This window comes from Actinoplanes sp. NPDC051343, from assembly GCF_044455125.1.
In the GTDB taxonomy this organism is placed as follows: domain Bacteria; phylum Actinomycetota; class Actinomycetes; order Mycobacteriales; family Micromonosporaceae; genus Actinoplanes.
Genome location: NZ_JBITEL010000006.1, coordinates 79,760 through 95,356, shown reverse-complemented (window position 1 = coordinate 95,356; position 15,597 = coordinate 79,760). Strand labels below are relative to the sequence as shown.

The following is a 15,597-nucleotide window of genomic DNA, read 5'->3' as shown; positions in this document are numbered from 1 at the left end:
GGGGCAAGACCTGCCGGATCAGGTCAGAGAGATGGGAACCACCGCGACAGGCCCGATCAAGCCGGGGCGCGGCGGACCGGCTCGCCCGTCCGGCGGCCCGAAGGACCCTGGCGCCCTTTGCTGGACGCCGCGGTGCAAACCTCCCTTTCGGCGTGCCCCCGCCGGACGGGCCGAAACGCCGGACGTCGTACTGTCATCCGACTGTCACGATATGAACGGCGGAGTCCCGAGCCGTCGGAGGAAACCGGCCGGGTCAGGTCGCCGGGCTCCCGGTGCCGGCGAGGTCACCCGGTTCGGATGCGTCGTGCCGGCCGGCAGGGACCGTCGCGCGACGCAGCCGCCTGCTCGGCCACCCGCTGGTGTCGCCGAGCAGGGCGAGTAGCGCCGGCATGAGCAGGGACCGGACCAGCAGCGCGTCCAGGAGCACACCGATTGACATCGTGAACGCGATCTCGGCGAACGGTCTCAGCGGCACCAGGGCGAGCAGGCCGAAGCTGGTGGCCAAAACGACGGCTGCGGTGCCGACCGCCCGGGCGGATCCGGGCATCGCGACGATCAGCGCCTCGCGCATCGGCCGTTCGCGCGCCTCGCGCCACACCCGGCCGACCGTGAAGATGTTGTAGTCCGAGCCGAGCGCGACGAGCAGGACCGCGACGGCGAACGGCACATAGAAGGTCAGCCCGTCGTGTCCCAGGACCGTGTCGAACAGGAATGTCGCTATGCCGAGCGTCGCGCCGAGGGCGAGCAGATTCAGCGCCAGCAGGCACGCCGGTGCGGGAAGCGCCCGCAGGAACAGCACCAGCATCAGCAGATTGACCGCAAGCGTCGCCACGACGATGCGCCGAAGATCGGCGGTCGTCTGCCGGACGATACCGGCAGCCAGGGCGGTGTCCCCGGCGAGACCGGTCCGCGCCCCGGGCAGTCCGGCCTCGGCCAGCAAACCGGGCAGGTCGTCCTGGAGGGCGGAGATCACATCGATGCCCGAGCCGCCCAGCGGCTGCTTGTCGAGGACGAGCAGGTAGCGCGCCGCCGATCCGTCGCGGGACAGCACGAGGCCGAGTGCGTCGGGGATCGGTTGATCGGCCGGGCCGACCACACCGGCCACGCCGCGCCGGCCGGCCAGCAGATGCTGCAGCTTGGACAACTCGGTGCGCTTGCTGGTGATGTGCTCGCCCTGTACGAGCAAAACGGTGGGCGAGACGATGCCGTCGGCGAAGCCGTCGCGGGCGGCGGCCGCGGCCTGGCGCACCTGGTCGTCCGCGGGCAGGGAGGGGACGAACGAGAGCCCCAGGTTCAGGCCCCGCACCGGCAGCGCGGCCAGGCAGAGACCGAGCACGCCGAGGGTGAGCACAACGGCCGCCGGCTTACGGCGGACCAGCCATCGGGTACGCCGGTCGCGCCGGGCCGATACCGTCGAGGCCCTCGCGCCGAGCGGCTGGTCCGGGTGGCTCGGCCAGAACGCGTACCGGCCGAGGATCGCGAGCAGGGCGGGGACGAGCGTCACCGCCACGGCCAGACCGACGAGGACGGCCAGCGCCATTCCGGGGCCGAAGGCGTGGAACAGCTGCGACTTGGCGACGAGGAGCACCCCCGTGCCCGCCGCGACGGTCAATCCGGCGACCGCCACGATCGAGGTGGTGTTCCGGGTCGCGCGCCGGACCGCCATCGGCCTGTCGTGGCCGGCGGCCAACTGGCGACGCAGCGCGAAGAGGTAGAACACCACATAGTCGGTGACTACGCCGAGCAACAGAGCGACCAGCAGCGGTCCGACCTCAGTCGGCACCGGCACGTTCAACAACCAGCCGAGCGTGCCCACCAGATCGAGCATGACCTGGGCCGCGATCCCAGCGGTGGCGAGCGCGACGAGCGGGGCCACCACCGAGCGGAAAGCGAAGGCCACCACGAGCAGAACCGCACCCAGGGTGGCCAGCTCCACGGTTTCGATCCAGCGCTTGACCACCTTCCCCTGGGCGACCCGCGCCGGAATCGTTCCGGTCACTCCCACGACGTGGTCCTGAGGACCGAAGTGGTGGGCGACGAACCGTTGGGCGGCCGCGTACTGGGTGTTGAGTCCCACCGTCGGCGGCATGAACAACAAGGTGATAATGGTCGTCCCGCTCTCGCGAGCCCCGGGGAACAGACCGCCGGTGTTGGTGACCGGGATGGCACCGAGGATCGGACCGAGATCGTCGTACCGCTGCTGCGTGGTCGCCGCTGCGCGGGCCACGGCCGCGGCTTGCACCAGCGGGGACAGCCCGGACGGATCACGCTGAACGACCGCCACACGGCTGAGCAGGGGGAACCCGAACCGCTCGAAGGACTGGATCTCGGTCTGCACCGGCGGGCTGTCCGGGGACACGAGACCGGAGAGTCCCGCCTCGGTGCTGGGCGGGGTGTACAGCACGGTGCCGGCGGCGAGCAACAACCAGGCGAGGACCACGGCCCACCGGGCCCGGACGATCGCCCTCGCGTACCGGTCGGCGAGGCCGCCCGTCCGAGCCGGCCGGGCAGGGGCTTCCTGGTTTGCAGACGTCACGGGCACCATCCGGCGGGTGGGGGCTCAGGAAGCCCGGGTGAAAGTCCAGTCGAGCTGGGGCCCGTTCTGTTCGGTGCGCACTCGCAGCGTGTTCCCGGAGCAGGTGTACGTGCCTCCGCGAAGGATCGGCAGGGTGTCCAGGGCGTCCCCGGTGCCGGGGACCTGCTTGCCGGTCAACGTGCCGATGCTGGCGTTGTCCAGCAGCGTCACCGAGAAAGGTTCGCTCAGCTTCACGGTGGCCCGCAGATCGTTCTGCCGGGCGTCGTCCTGCGGCTGCCACGCCCCGGCACCGGCGCCGCGGGGTTGGAAGCGGACTGCCGCTCGAAGACTTCCGGTGTATTGGATCTGCCCCCGGATCGTGTGGCCTGCCGCTTGAGCCGAGAAGGAGACCGGTTGAGAGCCGGTGAAGCCGACCTCGGTCGTGCCGCCCGCGCCGACGGTCATGGTCGTCCCGGTGCCTCCGGCTATCCGGCCCGCGGCACCGCCGAGCCGGCCGCTGACACCCGTGCTTCGCCAGGCACCGGCCACGCACGGCGGCGCCGATGAGGTGGGAGCCGCCGTCGGACCGGAGGAGGCCTCCGGGCTGGAAGGTGGCGGGCTTCCGGCCGCTGTCGCGGTGCTGGAGGCCGGCGGCGCGCCGGAAGTCGTGTCGGCACCGCAACCAGCCGTTGCCGCGGCGACCAGGAGACCGGTCAGCAGAACGCTCGTCGTTCCTTTCATCGCTCTGGTCCTCTCGAATACGTAGGATCTTTCGCCTCACGTGCCCGCCGTGTGTGGCGGAACTCCCGAGATTTCGTGGCGATTTGATGACGAAGGGCGACCGTCGACCTTCATCGATTCAGGCCGAGGCGGCCGAGTTCCGCCTCGGCCAGCCGTTCCTCGCTGAGCGCGCCCGCATCACCGGCCATCCGCTCCAGCCGATGCAGAGGCATGGAGCCCATCGCCCGATGGGCGAGGTAGAAGTCGAGCAGCGGGCGACGACTTGGATCGCCGGCCATGCGCCGGATCGCTGCGACCTCCCGGCGCCGGGTGATCCGCGCCGGCAGGTACGGCGCCAGGATCGGCACGATCGCCACCAGCCCGACCGTCAGGCCCAGCAGTACGGCCAGCCGCTGACCGTAGAGGGCGGTCTCCCTCCCCCGGCCGATGATCTCCACCGCGGTGGCCCGCACTTCCGCGCCGAGCCGGTCGGGCCACTGCCCGATCAGGGGAATGTCGCCGACCCGCTGCAGCGCCTGGCCCGCGGTGTCCAGAGTCTGACCCGACTGCACCAGGGTGTCCCCCACGCCCGCCAGGTGCCACAACGAGAACCCCACCCAGCAGCCGACAGCTGTCCACAGCACCAACCAGAACAGGACGACGCTGTCGACCACGTTCAGCCATCTCGCGTCCGCGCGACGAATCAGTTCAGCCATGCGGTCCGCCTACCCCGATACGCTTTCGCTACCTCGCCGACGGGTAGGGCGATCGGACCCGTTCGGAAGGAGTGCGTCATGCCGTCATCCGATTCCCGGCCGACCACGGCGACCGGCAGTTCCGGGCCGCGCCCGTGGTTCTGGATCGTTCCCGCCCTGACTTTCGGCGTCGGGTTGGTGGGCGGCAGCGCTTTCAACACGAAAGGCGGAGGCACGGACGGTGCCACAGCGCCTACGGGTCCACCGTCCGCCACGGCGACCGCCTCGCCCACCGCCCCGGGCGATCTGACGATCACCGTTCCCCGGAGCTGTGAGCAAGGACTCGAACGGGCCCGGCGCGCCCTGTCCACCGTCGACGACACGGTCAAGGCCTTGCGGCACCTCGACGCCGCCCAGCTCGCCGACGGACTGGGCCGGCTTCAGACCGCGCAACAAGACGTGAACCGGCTGGCCGACCAGTGCCGGACGGAGGCACGCGCCACCAACTGATGCATCCGGCCACCCGCGGAGTCCCTTTGATGGTGGTCTCGGCCGCATGTGGCGTCCTCTGTCTGGCGCTGGTGCGCCGGGCGGGGCCCCGCCTGCTGCAGGCGTTGGCCGTCGGCGCGGGCCGGAACGGTGGTCCTCGGTTGGGGCATCGCCCAATATCCGTTCCTGCTCGGCACGCACCTGACGATCGCGGCCGCCGCAGCTCCGGCACCGACCCTGTGGGCGCTCACGATCGTTGCCGCGGCAGCGCTGTTGGCCGTCATTCCCGCGGTGGCGTTGCTGTTCATCCTGCAGCAGCGCGGTGATCTCGACGAGGCCTGAGCACCGTCCACCGTTTCTGGGGCGACCGCCGCGTCGGGCCCCAGCGGATGGCCGGCGCGGACGCCACGCCGGGCAAGCTCTCCGGGAGGCTACCGTCGGGGCCGGCAGCCGCCGACCCTGACCGCTCGGCGAGGCCGCACCGGGGTGAGGGGATGACGCGGCAGCCGGGTCGAGAACACCCGCCACCCCAGCCATACCGGCACCGGCGGGGTACACCGACGGCCCGGCCGGGTAGTCGGTCCCGCCGGTGCAACGTCCCGTCCGGTGACCGCCGGACTGTCTGCGGCCTCCGCGGGCCGGACTGTCAACACTCGACAGAGTCGCATCAGCACGTTGCGGAGCACACCCATCACGCGTCCGACCTGATTTCCTCGGCGATCAACACCCGGTGACCGTCGAACGGCTGGTAACGCCCGGCGTCGGACATCGCGAAACGCGGGGCGAACGTGCTGAAGCGGAATTGTTCGACCGTGCCCCGCACGGTTACGAGATCGGTGGGCCGCAGGGGCCGCCGGGCTACCCCGAACACCAGAAGCCCCCGGTCGGGAAGGTCGTCGTCGCCGACGACGAACGCGTTCACGGTGATGACCCGCTCGACGGTGGCGGTGACGGTGAGCGTCGCGCCGATGCCGGCGCGCGACACGGTGTCCGACGGGCCGGCCGAGGAGGTCGCCGGCGAAGGGGAACCATGGGCGCTCGCGGAGGCGCAGCCGGCCGCTGCGGCCGGGAGACAGGACAGGACCGCGGTGGCGATCAGCACGGCTGCCCGTCGTTGCGATGACATCGAGCTCACCCGTCCGAGGTCGAAGTTGGCCGAAGGTTCTGCCGTGACGGTAGCCAGGACAACCGCCACGACGGTAGAGCGGCAACCACACGGTCCTGTGTCGATGTCGTGACGCCCGCTTCACGATCGCTACCGGGCGAGCAGAGTCAGCGCGGCCGCCGCCACCAGGCCGCCCGCCATGACGACGGCCGCGGTCGCCACCGTGGCCCGGCGGCCCAGGGTGCGCCAGACCAGCACCATCCCCGGGATGCTCACCGCGGGCAGCGTGACCAGCAACGCGCCCACCGCGCCGGTGGCCAGGCCGGCCACCGCGAGACCCTGCAGGATCGGAATCTCGCCCGCGGTCGGGATGACCAGCGCGGTGCCGGCGACGGCGGCGACGATCACGGTCACCGCGACCGGGCCGAAGCGGCCGTCGAACGGGAACAGCCATCCGCGGAACGCGCCGATGAGCAGGACGACAACGACATACTCCGGTACGAGCGTCAATGCCAGGCGGAGCAGCGCGGCGAGATAGCGGCGAAGAGACGGCGGTGGACCTTCGTGGGCCACCGGTGTCGCGGGCACGGAATCCGGCCGGCCGTCGGCGAGCCACGCCACCACGACCGCCCCGGCCACCACGATCAGCGCTCCGACGACCAGCCGCACCGCCGTCCACTGCCACGGAGCGACCAGCAGCAGGAATACGATCACGGCAGGGTTCAGCAGCGGATTACCCAGCCAGTAGGCGACCGCGGCCGCAGTCGACACCCCATTGCGCTTCAAGCTCACCACGACCGGCGCCGTGCAGCAGGTACACATCATCGACGGCGTGCCGGCCAAGCCGCCCGCGACGGCGGAGGACAAGCGGCCGCGCCGGTTCAGAAGCCGCAGCAGCCACTGCCGCGGTACGAGGGTCTGCAACGCGGCCGCGATCAGCAGGGCCGCCACCAGGGCCCGCAACACGGCATTCAGATATGCCGAAGCGAAACTGACCGCCGCGGCCCAGGACGGCGCGGCGCCCGGGTGGACATCACCGGCGGTCAGGACGCTCGAGCCGGGCCAGAGGTGCTTCCCGGCCAGTCCCGGCAGCTTGCCGGCGTACGGAAGCCATTTGGCCCACAGCAGGACCACCACTGCGATGACCGTAGCGCTGAGCAGACCCGCGGTGCGGGCTCGGCGGGACGTCGTGACTTCCGGAAGAGACTCGGCCATCGCGCGCCGGTACCCCGCCCGCTGCGAGGTAAACGTGGGTCGCGGTCCGGACGAGAACGGCTGGTGCTGGGCACCGGACCGGCGTGCGGTCCCGTCGGCGGCGGAGCTCAGCGGAGCAAGCTGCGGGCCTTGATTGAGAATACTGTGAAAGTCACTGCCAGCACGACCAGCAAGATTGGCAGAGCGGGAAGGTGGCCGGCGCCGATGGCCAACGGCAGAGCACCCCATGCGGACGCCGTCACCGGGACGGTCCAGCGGTCTCGACGGCGGCGCAGCGGCCGTGCCGGCATCTCATCCTCGGCGAGCGGGCGGTCCATCGTGGCGACCAGGCGGTCGAACTCGTCGACATCCGCCCGGTCGCCCGCATCCTCGGCCACCCGAAGGGCGTTGCAGAGATCTCGAGCGCCGGGCGTGCCCCGCGCCACTGCGGCCGCTGCGTCCCGGGCCTCCCACGACGCCACGGTTCCCAGCAGGATCACGACGTCGTTCTGCGCACTCACCCGAACCGGTTCGTGTCTGGTCCGCGCGTCGTCGGTCAGGTCGAGCACCGCCGCCAGCACCAAGCGGGCATCGCGGTCCTCCAGATTGCATGGCCAGCCGTCATGTCGCGTAGAGAAATCATCGTCTGGCAACGGCTGCACGGCCGTCCCTCCTCCCCGAGGGCAGGCGCCCGCCGTCAACGGACGCCGACTCCGAGGCAATGGTGGACGGGGACCGTGGCGAACGCCCCGCAGTCCTTTGACGATTCCATGACAGCCGCCCGGGAATCACAACGAGCCGGACGCGGTCTCGTGAAGACTTCGTGACATCGCGCGCCACCCGCTTCCGGGTCGATTTTCCCGGCGGTCAACGGGGTATCGCCGCCGAGTGAGGCTTGGGGGCAAAGAGACGAGCACCGACGACCGGAGAATCGGCGTGAAGACACTCAGTGGACGCTATCGGCTGCGGTACCCCGTGGGCCGCGGCGGCATGGCCGTGGTGTGGCGTGCCGACGACATGATCCTGAAACGCACCGTCGCGGTCAAAGTGCTGCATCCGCATCTGCCGGGCAACGGCTGGGTGCGACGGCGCATCCTCGCCGAGGCGATAGCGGCCGGAAGGCTGAGCCATCCACACATCGCCCGGGTCTACGACTACGGCGAGGAGCAGGACCCGGACGGCAACCCCCTGCCCTACCTGGTGCTCGAGTTCGTGGACGGCGCCAGCGTAGCGGCGCTGCTCGCCGATGGTCCGATGTCGTGGCCGCGTACCGCGGCTCTGTGCGCCTCGGTGGCCGACGCCCTAGCCGCCGCGCACGCGCACGGCCTGGTCCACCGCGACGTCAAAGCGGGGAACATCCTGGAAGGCAGCGCCGGCGTGAAGGTCGTCGACTTCGGTGTGGCGACGGAAGTCGGCGACGACCTCGCCGACACCAGCGGCCATGTCTGGGGCACCCCCGGCTGCCTGCCACCGGAAAGCATCCGGGACCGGGTCGCCACACCCGCCGCCGACGTCTATGCGCTCGGGCTGCTGATCGTGCACTGCTTGACCGGGCAGCGACTTCACCGGCCCGAGGGTCAACCGGTCGCCCCGGACGTCCTTCATCAGCTGGCTCCCGACTCGCCGGTGCCCCTGCGGGAACTGGTTCGCCGGTGCCTCCTCCCGGATCCGAACGAACGGCCCAGCGCAGCGAACGTCGCGGCCGACCTGCGTACGCTGACCCCACCGCTCGGCGACACCGAGCCGTACCGGACCCGGCCGACTGCGGATTGGTCCGCGCCGCGGCGGCACCGATTCGCCCGGCCTGCCGGTCTGGTCACGGCCGGCCTCATCGTCATCGCCGCCGCGGGACTCGTCGAAGCCTTCGGCCCGAACGACTCCGCCGGAGCGGAACAGCCGAACAACGCGGTCGTGACACCCCAACCGTCTTGCCGCCCGATGCCGGAGCTGGGCGGTGCCGGAAGTCATCCGTGCGGGCACAACCTCCACGGCCAACGGTCATCCGCCTCGCCCGGCACAACTCCGTCGTCCGAGCCGCACAGAGACTTGACTCTTCGAGCAGCACACGAGTCCGACCGGACGAACCGCCCCTTCCACCAACCGGTCCACCAGTCGGCCACGCCGGCGACGCCACCGCCTCCGCAAACCTCCGGAGTCGCGTCCGCCACCACTCACGACGGCGGCATCAGCAGCGACTCGCCGTCACCACCGTCGCACGAACCGTCGACCGAGCCGACGACTCCAGCACCGAGCACCAGTACGCCCGGTCCCGCACCCAGCAGCTCGGCGACGACCACGGCGGCACCGTCGACCACGTCCGCCTCGCCGGCGGATCCGCAGTCCTCGGCGGCGATCGGCAAGCCCACGCCGAAGGCCGGCCGCCCTCATGAGGCTCGCCGACTCCGCTGAGCAGCGACGCCGGCTCTCCGCGAGAGCTCCGGTGCGATGGCCGACAGCCCGCACGCAGCGGCACCACATCGCTGACAGCTGCAGCAGCCGGTAGAGTGGGCAACGGTGCGCCGGGAAGTCTGGTCGGCAACATGATGACCCGACTCCCGGAAGAGACGCCCCTTGTGACACAGAGACCTAAACGGATCTATCGAATCTTCGACCGGGGGTCTTGGCCAGAAGCGCGACGAATTGCTGAAGTGTTGCGCGAGGAGACCATAGGTGGAGCGCTGCTCCTCGCCGGGGCTCTGGTCGCGCTCATCTGGGCCAATTCGCCGTGGTCGCAGCACTACGAAGCGCTGCTCGGGTTCACCGTCGGCCCCGGGGCGCTTCACCTCCACCTCTCCCTGGCGAAGTGGGCGGCCGACGGCCTGCTGGCTATCTTCTTCTTCGTCGCGGGGCTCGAACTCAAGCGCGAGTTCGTCGCCGGTGATCTGCGGGATCCACGTCGCGCCGCCGTTCCGGTCGCGGCCGCGATCGGCGGGGTGGCCGTGCCGGCGATCCTCTATGTAGTCGTCAACTCGGGTGAGGCGACCGAGGGCTGGGCGGTGCCGACCGCCACGGACATCGCATTCGCACTGGCCGTGCTCGCGGTGGTCGGCCGCAGCCTGCCGACCGCGCTGCGAACGTTCCTGCTCACCTTGGCTGTCGTCGACGATCTGCTGGCGATTCTGATCATCGCGGTGTTCTACACCGCCCATCTGTCGGTGTGGCCGCTGCTGGCGTCGTTGGCGCCGCTCGGGGTGTTCACGCTGTTGGTCCAGCGACAGGTGCGCAACTGGTGGCTGCTGATGCCGTTGGCGTTCGCCACGTGGGCGCTGATGCACGCCTCCGGGGTGCACGCCACCGTGGCGGGTGTTCTCCTGGGCTTCGCCGTTCCGGTGCTGCGCGGCCCCGATGCGCAGGGACCGGGCTTGGCTGAGCATCTCGAGCACCGGTTCCGGCCGCTCTCGGCGGGGGTGGCGGTGCCGATCTTCGCATTCCTGTCGGCGGGGGTCACGATCGGCGGTTTCGACGGACTCGGCTCCGCGTTGACCGACCCGGTCGTGGTCGGCATCATGGCGGGCCTGGTCGTCGGGAAGCCGGTGGGGATCGTGGCAGCGACCTGGCTCACGGCGCGGTTCACGCGCGGCCAACTCGACTCCGGGCTGGCCTGGATCGACGTGGTGGGCCTGGCGCTGCTCGGCGGCATCGGGTTCACAGTGTCTCTGCTCATCGGCGAACTTGCCTTCGGTCTCGGCAGTGAACGCGACGGTCACGTCAAGATCGCGGTACTCGCGGGTTCGCTGGCGGCGGCCGCCCTGGCGGCGGCAGTCCTCCGAGTACGCAACCGCGCCTATCGACGTTTGTGTGCGGCCGAGCGGGTCGACCGTGATCGCGACAACGTCCCCGACGTCTACCAGATGTAGTCCCGGGCGCTATCGATCACGTACGAACGACGAATCCCTGCGAAGATCCTCCGATCCACGGCGCACTTCCGCGGAAACCACCGACCTGGCCGCGGCGGGGACGCCCCCGTCGGCGGTCCGGCATACGCGAATGAAACCCTGCCTCCGTCGTCTGTCACGGAACCGTCGTACGGCCGCGGAACAGCCGCCACACAGTGCCGAGACCGTATTAGGCGGAAACGGCTGGCCCCAGAGGAGGAGGATTCCGGTGCCGGACGAGGCGAGGTCGGAGACGGTCGTCGTGATCAGCGGGGCGCTCGAGGGCCCCGAGGTGGATCGATGGGGCGTGGTGATGACCGAGGCGGTGGCGCTGCAGCCCCGGCGGCTGATCATCGACCTGGGCGACACCCCGACCGTAGACGCGGCCGCCATCGCGATTCTCCTCCAGGCGCACCGGGCGATGGTGCAGGCCGGCGGCCGCCTCGTCCTGCGCCGCCCGGTCGACCGGGTCCGCCGGATGCTGCGGGTCGCTCGAGTCGAGGAAGTGTTCGAGGTGGAAGGTGCCGAGACGACGGAAAGGAATCGTTCATGATCGATCCGGTCGGCCTTGCCGTGCTGCTCCGTGCTCGCCGGCGTGCCCGCAGTCGTGACGGCGTGCTGTGCCTGGTCGAACCCCCGCCCTTCGTCGTCACCATGCTGCGGACCGTACAGCTCGACCAGGCCTTCCCGACCTTCGCCGACCGCTCGTCGGCCCTCGCGTGGCTCCGTGAGCGAGATCGGTGGCCGGCGCAAGGGACGTCGGCCAGGCTCGGTCCCGGCTGACTGTCGTGCGACTGTCATAGATTCGCGGCCATCCGGTTCAATCGACCGGGAAGCATGGGCTTCAGATGCCGCGGCCGTGCACGGCTGCGCTCGTCCCCCGCGAGAAAAGTCGCCGGCCGGCCGCGGCATCGCATGCCGCGGCCGTTCCGCCTCATCGGCTGCTTTCGTCGAGGTCTCGGCGCCGGTAGCCGAACAGTCCCGAGAGCAGAAGCACCGCGGCGGCGGTCAGCATGCCCACCGTCCCGGGCCAGTCCGGGGCGGCGTCGGGGACGGCCCCAAGGTGACGGTACGGCGACAGGTTCAGCACCCAGTGCGGAGCCGAGACGATTTGTCCGAGGACCAGTAGCAGGAAGCCGCCGACCGCCGGTAATGCGCCGAGCACCGGTACGGCTCGCGGGGCGAAACCCAGCGCGAGCACGGAGGTCCCGAGGCACAACGCCACGACCGGCAACACATTCAGCGCCCCGGCCAATGCCGCCCCGAGCGACAGCCTCCCCCGGGCCCCTGACCGCACGGCCTGCCGGGCCGGTCATCGCACGGCCTGCCCGTAGTAGCCGAGGAAGATCTCCTCGAGACTCGGCTCCCGGATCGCGACCGTGTGGACATCCGCTGCCGCCAATACGCTCAACGCCGGCCCCGGCGGTCCAGACAGCCGGAACCGCACCCGGTCCGGGCCGAGGACGTCGACCCCGTCAACGCCGGGGACGCCGGACAGATCCGGTGCCACACCGGCGAACGACACCCGCACCTCGCTGTGATGCAGTCGCCGCAGTCCGGGATCTCGGCACCGTTCAGCCGCGGCCACAACGCCACCTCGGCCGGCACGTAGGCCAGCAACAGATGAGACGCCGAGACGTCACCGGCGCCGGTCTCGAAGATCCACGCCCGGCCGGCCGTCGGCCGGGCCAGGCCGAGCAACAACCGAATCGTGGTGGACTTGCCCGCTCCGTTCGGGCCCAACAGTCCGAACACTTCACCCGGCCGCACAGCCAGGTCGAGGTGATCGAGGGCGAGCACTCTCCCGTACCGCTTCGACAAACCTCGGTGCGCACGGCAAGGACCATCAGAGCCTCCCGCAGAGACAGCGGAATACCACTGCCGACCAGGCTTCCCGGCACACCTGCCCTCACCGTACGCCAGCCCGTCACGAGCGCCCGGAACCATGCCCCTGGACTGACGCCATGTGGGGTGTTGCTCCGAGCGCTTGTTGAGCGTCACGTGGGGGCGGCGTGTCGAAGTAGATCATCCAAGGGAGATCGCCTGCCAGAGACCGCCAGCAGCATCCAGCCGCGGCGGTCCCCGCCCGTACAACAAGGATGGCGAGGAGCCAGGCGACTTCCTCCTCGTGACGCTCGTCGTCCGGTCGGGTGCTGGAGGCTTCAGTTCGGTCCTGAGCGGCCGAAGGGCGATGTGCCGTCCGGCGACGGGCGCAGGCTACTGCCTGCCTCGGATGTCGGACGGGGATCTCTCCCCTCCCCCTGCTCGATGGCGCGGTCCTCGGCGTGCGCGCCGTGTCCGTACTCGCGCTCAGCGCCGGCGTCCTCGCCGGTCAGATCATCGATCTGCCCATCCTGGGCGTTACTCGCCATCGCCCGGGTAAGCTCCGACAGCGGCAACGAGCGTTCGTCGCGCCACACGCCGCCAAGCGGCTCGCTCATAGCCCGGGTACCTCCTTTTACCCCGCAGTGTTCACCGGCCATCCGAGGCGTGGCCGCCACCGACCAAGCCGTTGAGACCGTGGCGCCGAAGCTGCTGCTCCACCTGCGGCGCGGCATCGACGACCACCACGGTGGCGTCATTGGCAGTGGCCTTGCGGCAGCCGGACTGCAGAGCCTCGAGTCCCGCGTCCGAGATCGCCGGCACCGCGCTGAGATCAACCACGATGCGGTCCGGCTCCGTGGCGGCGAGCACCATGATGAACCGATCGCTCAGCAGAGACGCGTCCTCCGGCCCGATCGCCCCCTGCGGCTCGATGGCAATCGTCATCGCTTGTTCGGGAATCCGGTGGGTGTTGATCAGCAGGCTCATCGTCTGTCCCCTTCCACTCTGCGCCGTTGGACGGCGCCATGACTCGACACCACCGACCGTTCCCCGGGTCTATGACGATCAGCAATCAGCACGTCTGCACTCGCGTGACAGGTTCGATCTTTCTTGTTCACGATCACGCGACCTGTAATCGCAACGACGGACCCACACCGTGAATCCTGGCCTCAGGACCCGGAGATTGGTTGACGACCGGGGTTTCGGGTAGGCAGGCGCCGCTGACCACCGGCCGATTCGGGGGTTTGCGCATCAGAGGAGGTTCGTCATGAACAAGCAGAAAGCCCTGGACGTCATCGGCAACAAGGCGACCGGTCTCGCCAGTTCGGCTGCCGGGACGGTCGTCGATCCGAAGGCCGGACTGAACAAGCTGACATCGAAAGCCGCCAAGCCGGCCTTCCTGCTGACGGTCGCCGCCGTGGCGTTGGCTTGGCTCCTCGGCCGACGTGGCACGACGGCTCGGCATTGACCGGCGGGGAGGCCGCACGTGGAACAGGATCAAGATCGAGAACCTGACCTACGCGACCGCGGGGTGTCCGGTGAGGAGGCCCCTGCCTCCTCACCGGACAACCCGGACGGCGTTCCCGCTCCCGCCGACGCGGCCGATCCCGACGTTCCCGCACCGTGCAGGCGGGAAAGGATCGGCTCCGCCGGCGGCGGACCGTACACGCCCGGGACTCCGGGCCACCACACCTACGACGGATAGACGTCCCGTGGCTTCGCGAACTCCAATGCGATCTCGGCGCCGAAAAGCCGCACTGAGGGCCGCCAAAACGCCAGGTGGCCGATCGCAGAAGGCCCGGTCGCGCCTCGAAAGCGGAAGGCCCGCGCGCAGAGGAGTCGCGGACACGACGGTCCCCGGCAACACGCGGGCAAAGACGGGACCCGGCGCGAATAGGGCGCAGGTCGCCGGGTAGGCGGCGGCAGTGACTTCGCAGGTTGAGACTTCGACGCAGCAACGGGCGATGTTGGCGCTGCTGCTCGAACGACTGCCGGACATGCTCGACGAGGTCCGGGTCATGCTGACCACCGGGTGGCCGGACTACGCCGAGTTCCTGGCCGAGGAGCAGGCCGAGGTCACCGGCGCCGCCGAGGCCTTCATGCTCTGGCTCATCGACACGGTCGAGCACGGCGTCAACCGTCCGCGGCAGGGCCCGGTCGGCAATCGGCTGGAGCTGTTCCAGGAGATCGGGCGCGTGCAGTGGCGCGAGGGCCGCGAGATCTCCACGCTGCTCTCGGCCTATCAGGTCGGCGCGCGGGTCGCGTGGCGATACGTCTCCGGTGCCGCGCTGCAGGCCGAGGTCGAGCCGCAGACGCTGGCCGCGTTGGCCGAGGGCGTGTTCGCGTTCGTCGACCAGCTGTCCTCGGCGTCCGCCCACGGCTATGTCATGGAACAGTCGCAGAGCGTGGCCGAGCGGGAAATGCTGCGCGACGAACTGGTCGAGCTGCTGCTCTCCGACCGGTCCAACAGTGTGGCCGTACGCGCCGCCGCCGCCCGCGCCGGCTGGACCGTCCCCCGCGAGGCGGCGGTCATCCTGCTCTCAGTCCACAATCCGATGGGCCACGACGTGCTCAACCGGCTCGACCGCTCCTGCCTGCTGATCCGGCGGCGCACGCTGCTCGGCGCGATCGTCCCCGACCCGGTGCGCCCCGGGCGCCGGCAGCGGCTGACGACCCTGCTGGCCGGCACGGCCGCGGTCGTCGGCCATCCGGTGCCGGTCGAGCAGCTGCCGGTGAGCGTGCAGTTCGCCGAGCTGTCCGCGCGGCTGCGGGCGTCCGGCATCCTGACCGACGACGTGGTGTTCGTCGAGGACCACCTCGACGCGCTGATCGTGCACCGCGACGCCACGCTGCTGCAGGCGTTGCGCGAACAGGCCCTCGCACCGCTCGCCGTGCTCGGCCCGACCCAGCGGGAACGTCTCGGCGAGACGCTCGGCGCCTGGCTGCGGCACATGGGCGACCGGCAGGCGGTCGCCGCCGAACTGCACATCCACCCGCAGACCGTCCGCTACCGCATGACCCAGCTGCACGACGCGTTCGGGCCGGCACTCGACGACCCGGCCGCCCGCAGCCGACTCACTCTGGCCCTGGCCTGGGACGGTCCAGCGTGCTCAGAGGAAAAGCACGGCAGTGTGGTGAGGTGAGCAACGTCGTAGCGCGTCGCCAGGCGGTGATCCGGCC

18 protein-coding genes and 1 pseudogene are annotated in these 15,597 nt (G+C 70.3%); 8 read left to right on the top strand and 11 right to left on the bottom strand.

The features are described 5' to 3' along the window. Positions 1 to 253: 253 nt before the first annotated feature. The 3 genes from ACIA5C_RS20610 to ACIA5C_RS20600 all read right to left on the bottom strand — a co-directional run bounded on the left by ACIA5C_RS20610 (position 254) and on the right by ACIA5C_RS20600 (position 3,951). Positions 254 to 2,536 (bottom strand): MMPL family transporter, encoded by a 2,283-nt coding sequence (locus ACIA5C_RS20610; protein WP_396056846.1) that lies wholly within the window; start codon positions 2,534 to 2,536, stop codon positions 254 to 256. A 24-nt stretch (positions 2,537 to 2,560) separates the two neighbouring features. Beyond that, positions 2,561 to 3,256, bottom strand: coding sequence for a hypothetical protein (locus ACIA5C_RS20605; protein ID WP_396056844.1), 696 nt, complete (start codon positions 3,254 to 3,256; stop codon positions 2,561 to 2,563). Positions 3,257 to 3,366: 110 nt separating this feature from the next. After that, positions 3,367 to 3,951, bottom strand: coding sequence for a hypothetical protein (locus ACIA5C_RS20600; RefSeq protein WP_396056842.1), 585 nt, complete (start codon positions 3,949 to 3,951; stop codon positions 3,367 to 3,369). Between the two features lie 78 nt (positions 3,952 to 4,029). Between ACIA5C_RS20600 and ACIA5C_RS20595 the strand changes: the two genes are divergently transcribed. Together ACIA5C_RS20595 and ACIA5C_RS20590 are read left to right on the top strand one after the other, a co-directional pair. After that, positions 4,030 to 4,440, top strand: coding sequence for a hypothetical protein (locus ACIA5C_RS20595; RefSeq protein WP_396056840.1), 411 nt, complete (start codon positions 4,030 to 4,032; stop codon positions 4,438 to 4,440). A gap of 129 nt (positions 4,441 to 4,569) precedes the next feature. Continuing rightward, on the top strand, positions 4,570 to 4,761 hold the full coding sequence (locus ACIA5C_RS20590; protein ID WP_396056838.1) for a hypothetical protein: 192 nt from the start codon (positions 4,570 to 4,572) through the stop codon (positions 4,759 to 4,761). Between the two features lie 349 nt (positions 4,762 to 5,110). Here the strand turns inward: ACIA5C_RS20590 and ACIA5C_RS20585 are convergent, their stop codons facing one another. The 3 genes from ACIA5C_RS20585 to ACIA5C_RS20575 form a co-directional block, all read right to left on the bottom strand. After that, complete coding sequence (locus ACIA5C_RS20585; RefSeq protein WP_364095543.1) at positions 5,111 to 5,545, bottom strand: hypothetical protein; 435 nt, start codon at positions 5,543 to 5,545, stop codon at positions 5,111 to 5,113. Positions 5,546 to 5,674: 129 nt separating this feature from the next. After that, complete coding sequence (locus ACIA5C_RS20580) at positions 5,675 to 6,739, bottom strand: permease (RefSeq protein WP_396056836.1); 1,065 nt, start codon at positions 6,737 to 6,739, stop codon at positions 5,675 to 5,677. 107 nt (positions 6,740 to 6,846) lie between these two features. After that, entirely contained in the window at positions 6,847 to 7,380 is a 534-nt protein-coding gene (locus tag ACIA5C_RS20575; protein WP_396056834.1) for a BON domain-containing protein, read from the bottom strand. A gap of 274 nt (positions 7,381 to 7,654) precedes the next feature. Here ACIA5C_RS20575 and ACIA5C_RS20570 point away from each other — a divergent pair, with 274 nt between their 5' ends. The 4 genes from ACIA5C_RS20570 to ACIA5C_RS20555 all read left to right on the top strand — a co-directional run bounded on the left by ACIA5C_RS20570 (position 7,655) and on the right by ACIA5C_RS20555 (position 11,376). Continuing rightward, positions 7,655 to 9,127: a serine/threonine-protein kinase gene (locus tag ACIA5C_RS20570; RefSeq protein WP_396056832.1), complete on the top strand. Its 1,473-nt coding sequence runs from the start codon at positions 7,655 to 7,657 to the stop codon at positions 9,125 to 9,127. 134 nt (positions 9,128 to 9,261) lie between these two features. After that, complete coding sequence (gene nhaA / locus ACIA5C_RS20565) at positions 9,262 to 10,575, top strand: Na+/H+ antiporter NhaA (RefSeq protein ID WP_396057674.1); 1,314 nt, start codon at positions 9,262 to 9,264, stop codon at positions 10,573 to 10,575. Between the two features lie 247 nt (positions 10,576 to 10,822). Next, positions 10,823 to 11,146 carry an STAS domain-containing protein gene (locus ACIA5C_RS20560; protein WP_396056830.1) on the top strand — a complete coding sequence of 108 codons (324 nt, stop codon included), beginning with the start codon at positions 10,823 to 10,825 and terminating at the stop codon, positions 11,144 to 11,146. Beyond that, complete coding sequence (locus ACIA5C_RS20555) at positions 11,143 to 11,376, top strand: STAS domain-containing protein (RefSeq protein WP_396056828.1); 234 nt, start codon at positions 11,143 to 11,145, stop codon at positions 11,374 to 11,376. The genes ACIA5C_RS20560 and ACIA5C_RS20555 overlap by 4 nt, the downstream gene beginning before the upstream one ends. Positions 11,377 to 11,527: 151 nt before the next feature. Here ACIA5C_RS20555 and ACIA5C_RS20550 read toward each other — a convergent pair whose 3' ends face one another. From ACIA5C_RS20550 to ACIA5C_RS20530, 5 genes and pseudogenes are all read right to left on the bottom strand, one after another. Next, complete coding sequence (locus tag ACIA5C_RS20550) at positions 11,528 to 11,830, bottom strand: hypothetical protein (RefSeq protein ID WP_396056826.1); 303 nt, start codon at positions 11,828 to 11,830, stop codon at positions 11,528 to 11,530. A 75-nt stretch (positions 11,831 to 11,905) separates the two neighbouring features. Continuing rightward, entirely contained in the window at positions 11,906 to 12,181 is a 276-nt protein-coding gene (locus ACIA5C_RS20545) for a hypothetical protein (RefSeq protein ID WP_364095752.1), read from the bottom strand. A 35-nt stretch (positions 12,182 to 12,216) separates the two neighbouring features. Then, positions 12,217 to 12,540, bottom strand: a pseudogene (locus ACIA5C_RS20540) (ATP-binding cassette domain-containing protein); the annotation flags it as partial. 215 nt (positions 12,541 to 12,755) lie between these two features. Further along, positions 12,756 to 13,034, bottom strand: a complete 279-nt coding sequence (locus ACIA5C_RS20535) for a hypothetical protein (RefSeq protein ID WP_364095564.1) — start codon at positions 13,032 to 13,034, stop codon at positions 12,756 to 12,758. Between the two features lie 31 nt (positions 13,035 to 13,065). After that, positions 13,066 to 13,404, bottom strand: a complete 339-nt coding sequence (locus tag ACIA5C_RS20530) for an STAS domain-containing protein (protein ID WP_364095566.1) — start codon at positions 13,402 to 13,404, stop codon at positions 13,066 to 13,068. Between the two features lie 280 nt (positions 13,405 to 13,684). On the opposite strand from ACIA5C_RS20530, the gene ACIA5C_RS20525 reads away from it, so the two are divergent. Together ACIA5C_RS20525 and ACIA5C_RS20520 are read left to right on the top strand one after the other, a co-directional pair. Beyond that, positions 13,685 to 13,885 carry a hypothetical protein gene (locus tag ACIA5C_RS20525; protein WP_364095569.1) on the top strand — a complete coding sequence of 67 codons (201 nt, stop codon included), beginning with the start codon at positions 13,685 to 13,687 and terminating at the stop codon, positions 13,883 to 13,885. Between the two features lie 457 nt (positions 13,886 to 14,342). After that, the gene (locus ACIA5C_RS20520; RefSeq protein ID WP_364095572.1) at positions 14,343 to 15,560 is read left to right on the top strand and encodes a helix-turn-helix domain-containing protein; all 1,218 of its coding nucleotides are present in this window, start codon (positions 14,343 to 14,345) and stop codon (positions 15,558 to 15,560) included. Positions 15,561 to 15,597: the final 37 nt, after the last annotated feature.

Bases quoted from the DNA above. Each gene is read 5' to 3' on its own strand.
- ACIA5C_RS20605 (WP_396056844.1), bottom strand. From the start codon at position 3,256: ATGAAAGGAACGACGAGCGTTCTGCTGACCGGTCTCCTGGTCGCCGCG.
- ACIA5C_RS20600 (WP_396056842.1), bottom strand. From the start codon at position 3,951: ATGGCTGAACTGATTCGTCGCGCGGACGCGAGATGGCTGAACGTGGTC.
- ACIA5C_RS20595 (WP_396056840.1), top strand. From the start codon at position 4,030: ATGCCGTCATCCGATTCCCGGCCGACCACGGCGACCGGCAGTTCCGGG.
- ACIA5C_RS20585 (WP_364095543.1), bottom strand. From the start codon at position 5,545: ATGTCATCGCAACGACGGGCAGCCGTGCTGATCGCCACCGCGGTCCTG.
- ACIA5C_RS20580 (WP_396056836.1), bottom strand. From the start codon at position 6,739: ATGGCCGAGTCTCTTCCGGAAGTCACGACGTCCCGCCGAGCCCGCACC.
- nhaA (WP_396057674.1), top strand. From the start codon at position 9,262: ATGACCCGACTCCCGGAAGAGACGCCCCTTGTGACACAGAGACCTAAA.
- ACIA5C_RS20555 (WP_396056828.1), top strand. From the start codon at position 11,143: ATGATCGATCCGGTCGGCCTTGCCGTGCTGCTCCGTGCTCGCCGGCGT.
- ACIA5C_RS20535 (WP_364095564.1), bottom strand. From the start codon at position 13,034: ATGAGCGAGCCGCTTGGCGGCGTGTGGCGCGACGAACGCTCGTTGCCG.
- ACIA5C_RS20530 (WP_364095566.1), bottom strand. From the start codon at position 13,404: ATGAGCCTGCTGATCAACACCCACCGGATTCCCGAACAAGCGATGACG.
- ACIA5C_RS20525 (WP_364095569.1), top strand. From the start codon at position 13,685: ATGAACAAGCAGAAAGCCCTGGACGTCATCGGCAACAAGGCGACCGGT.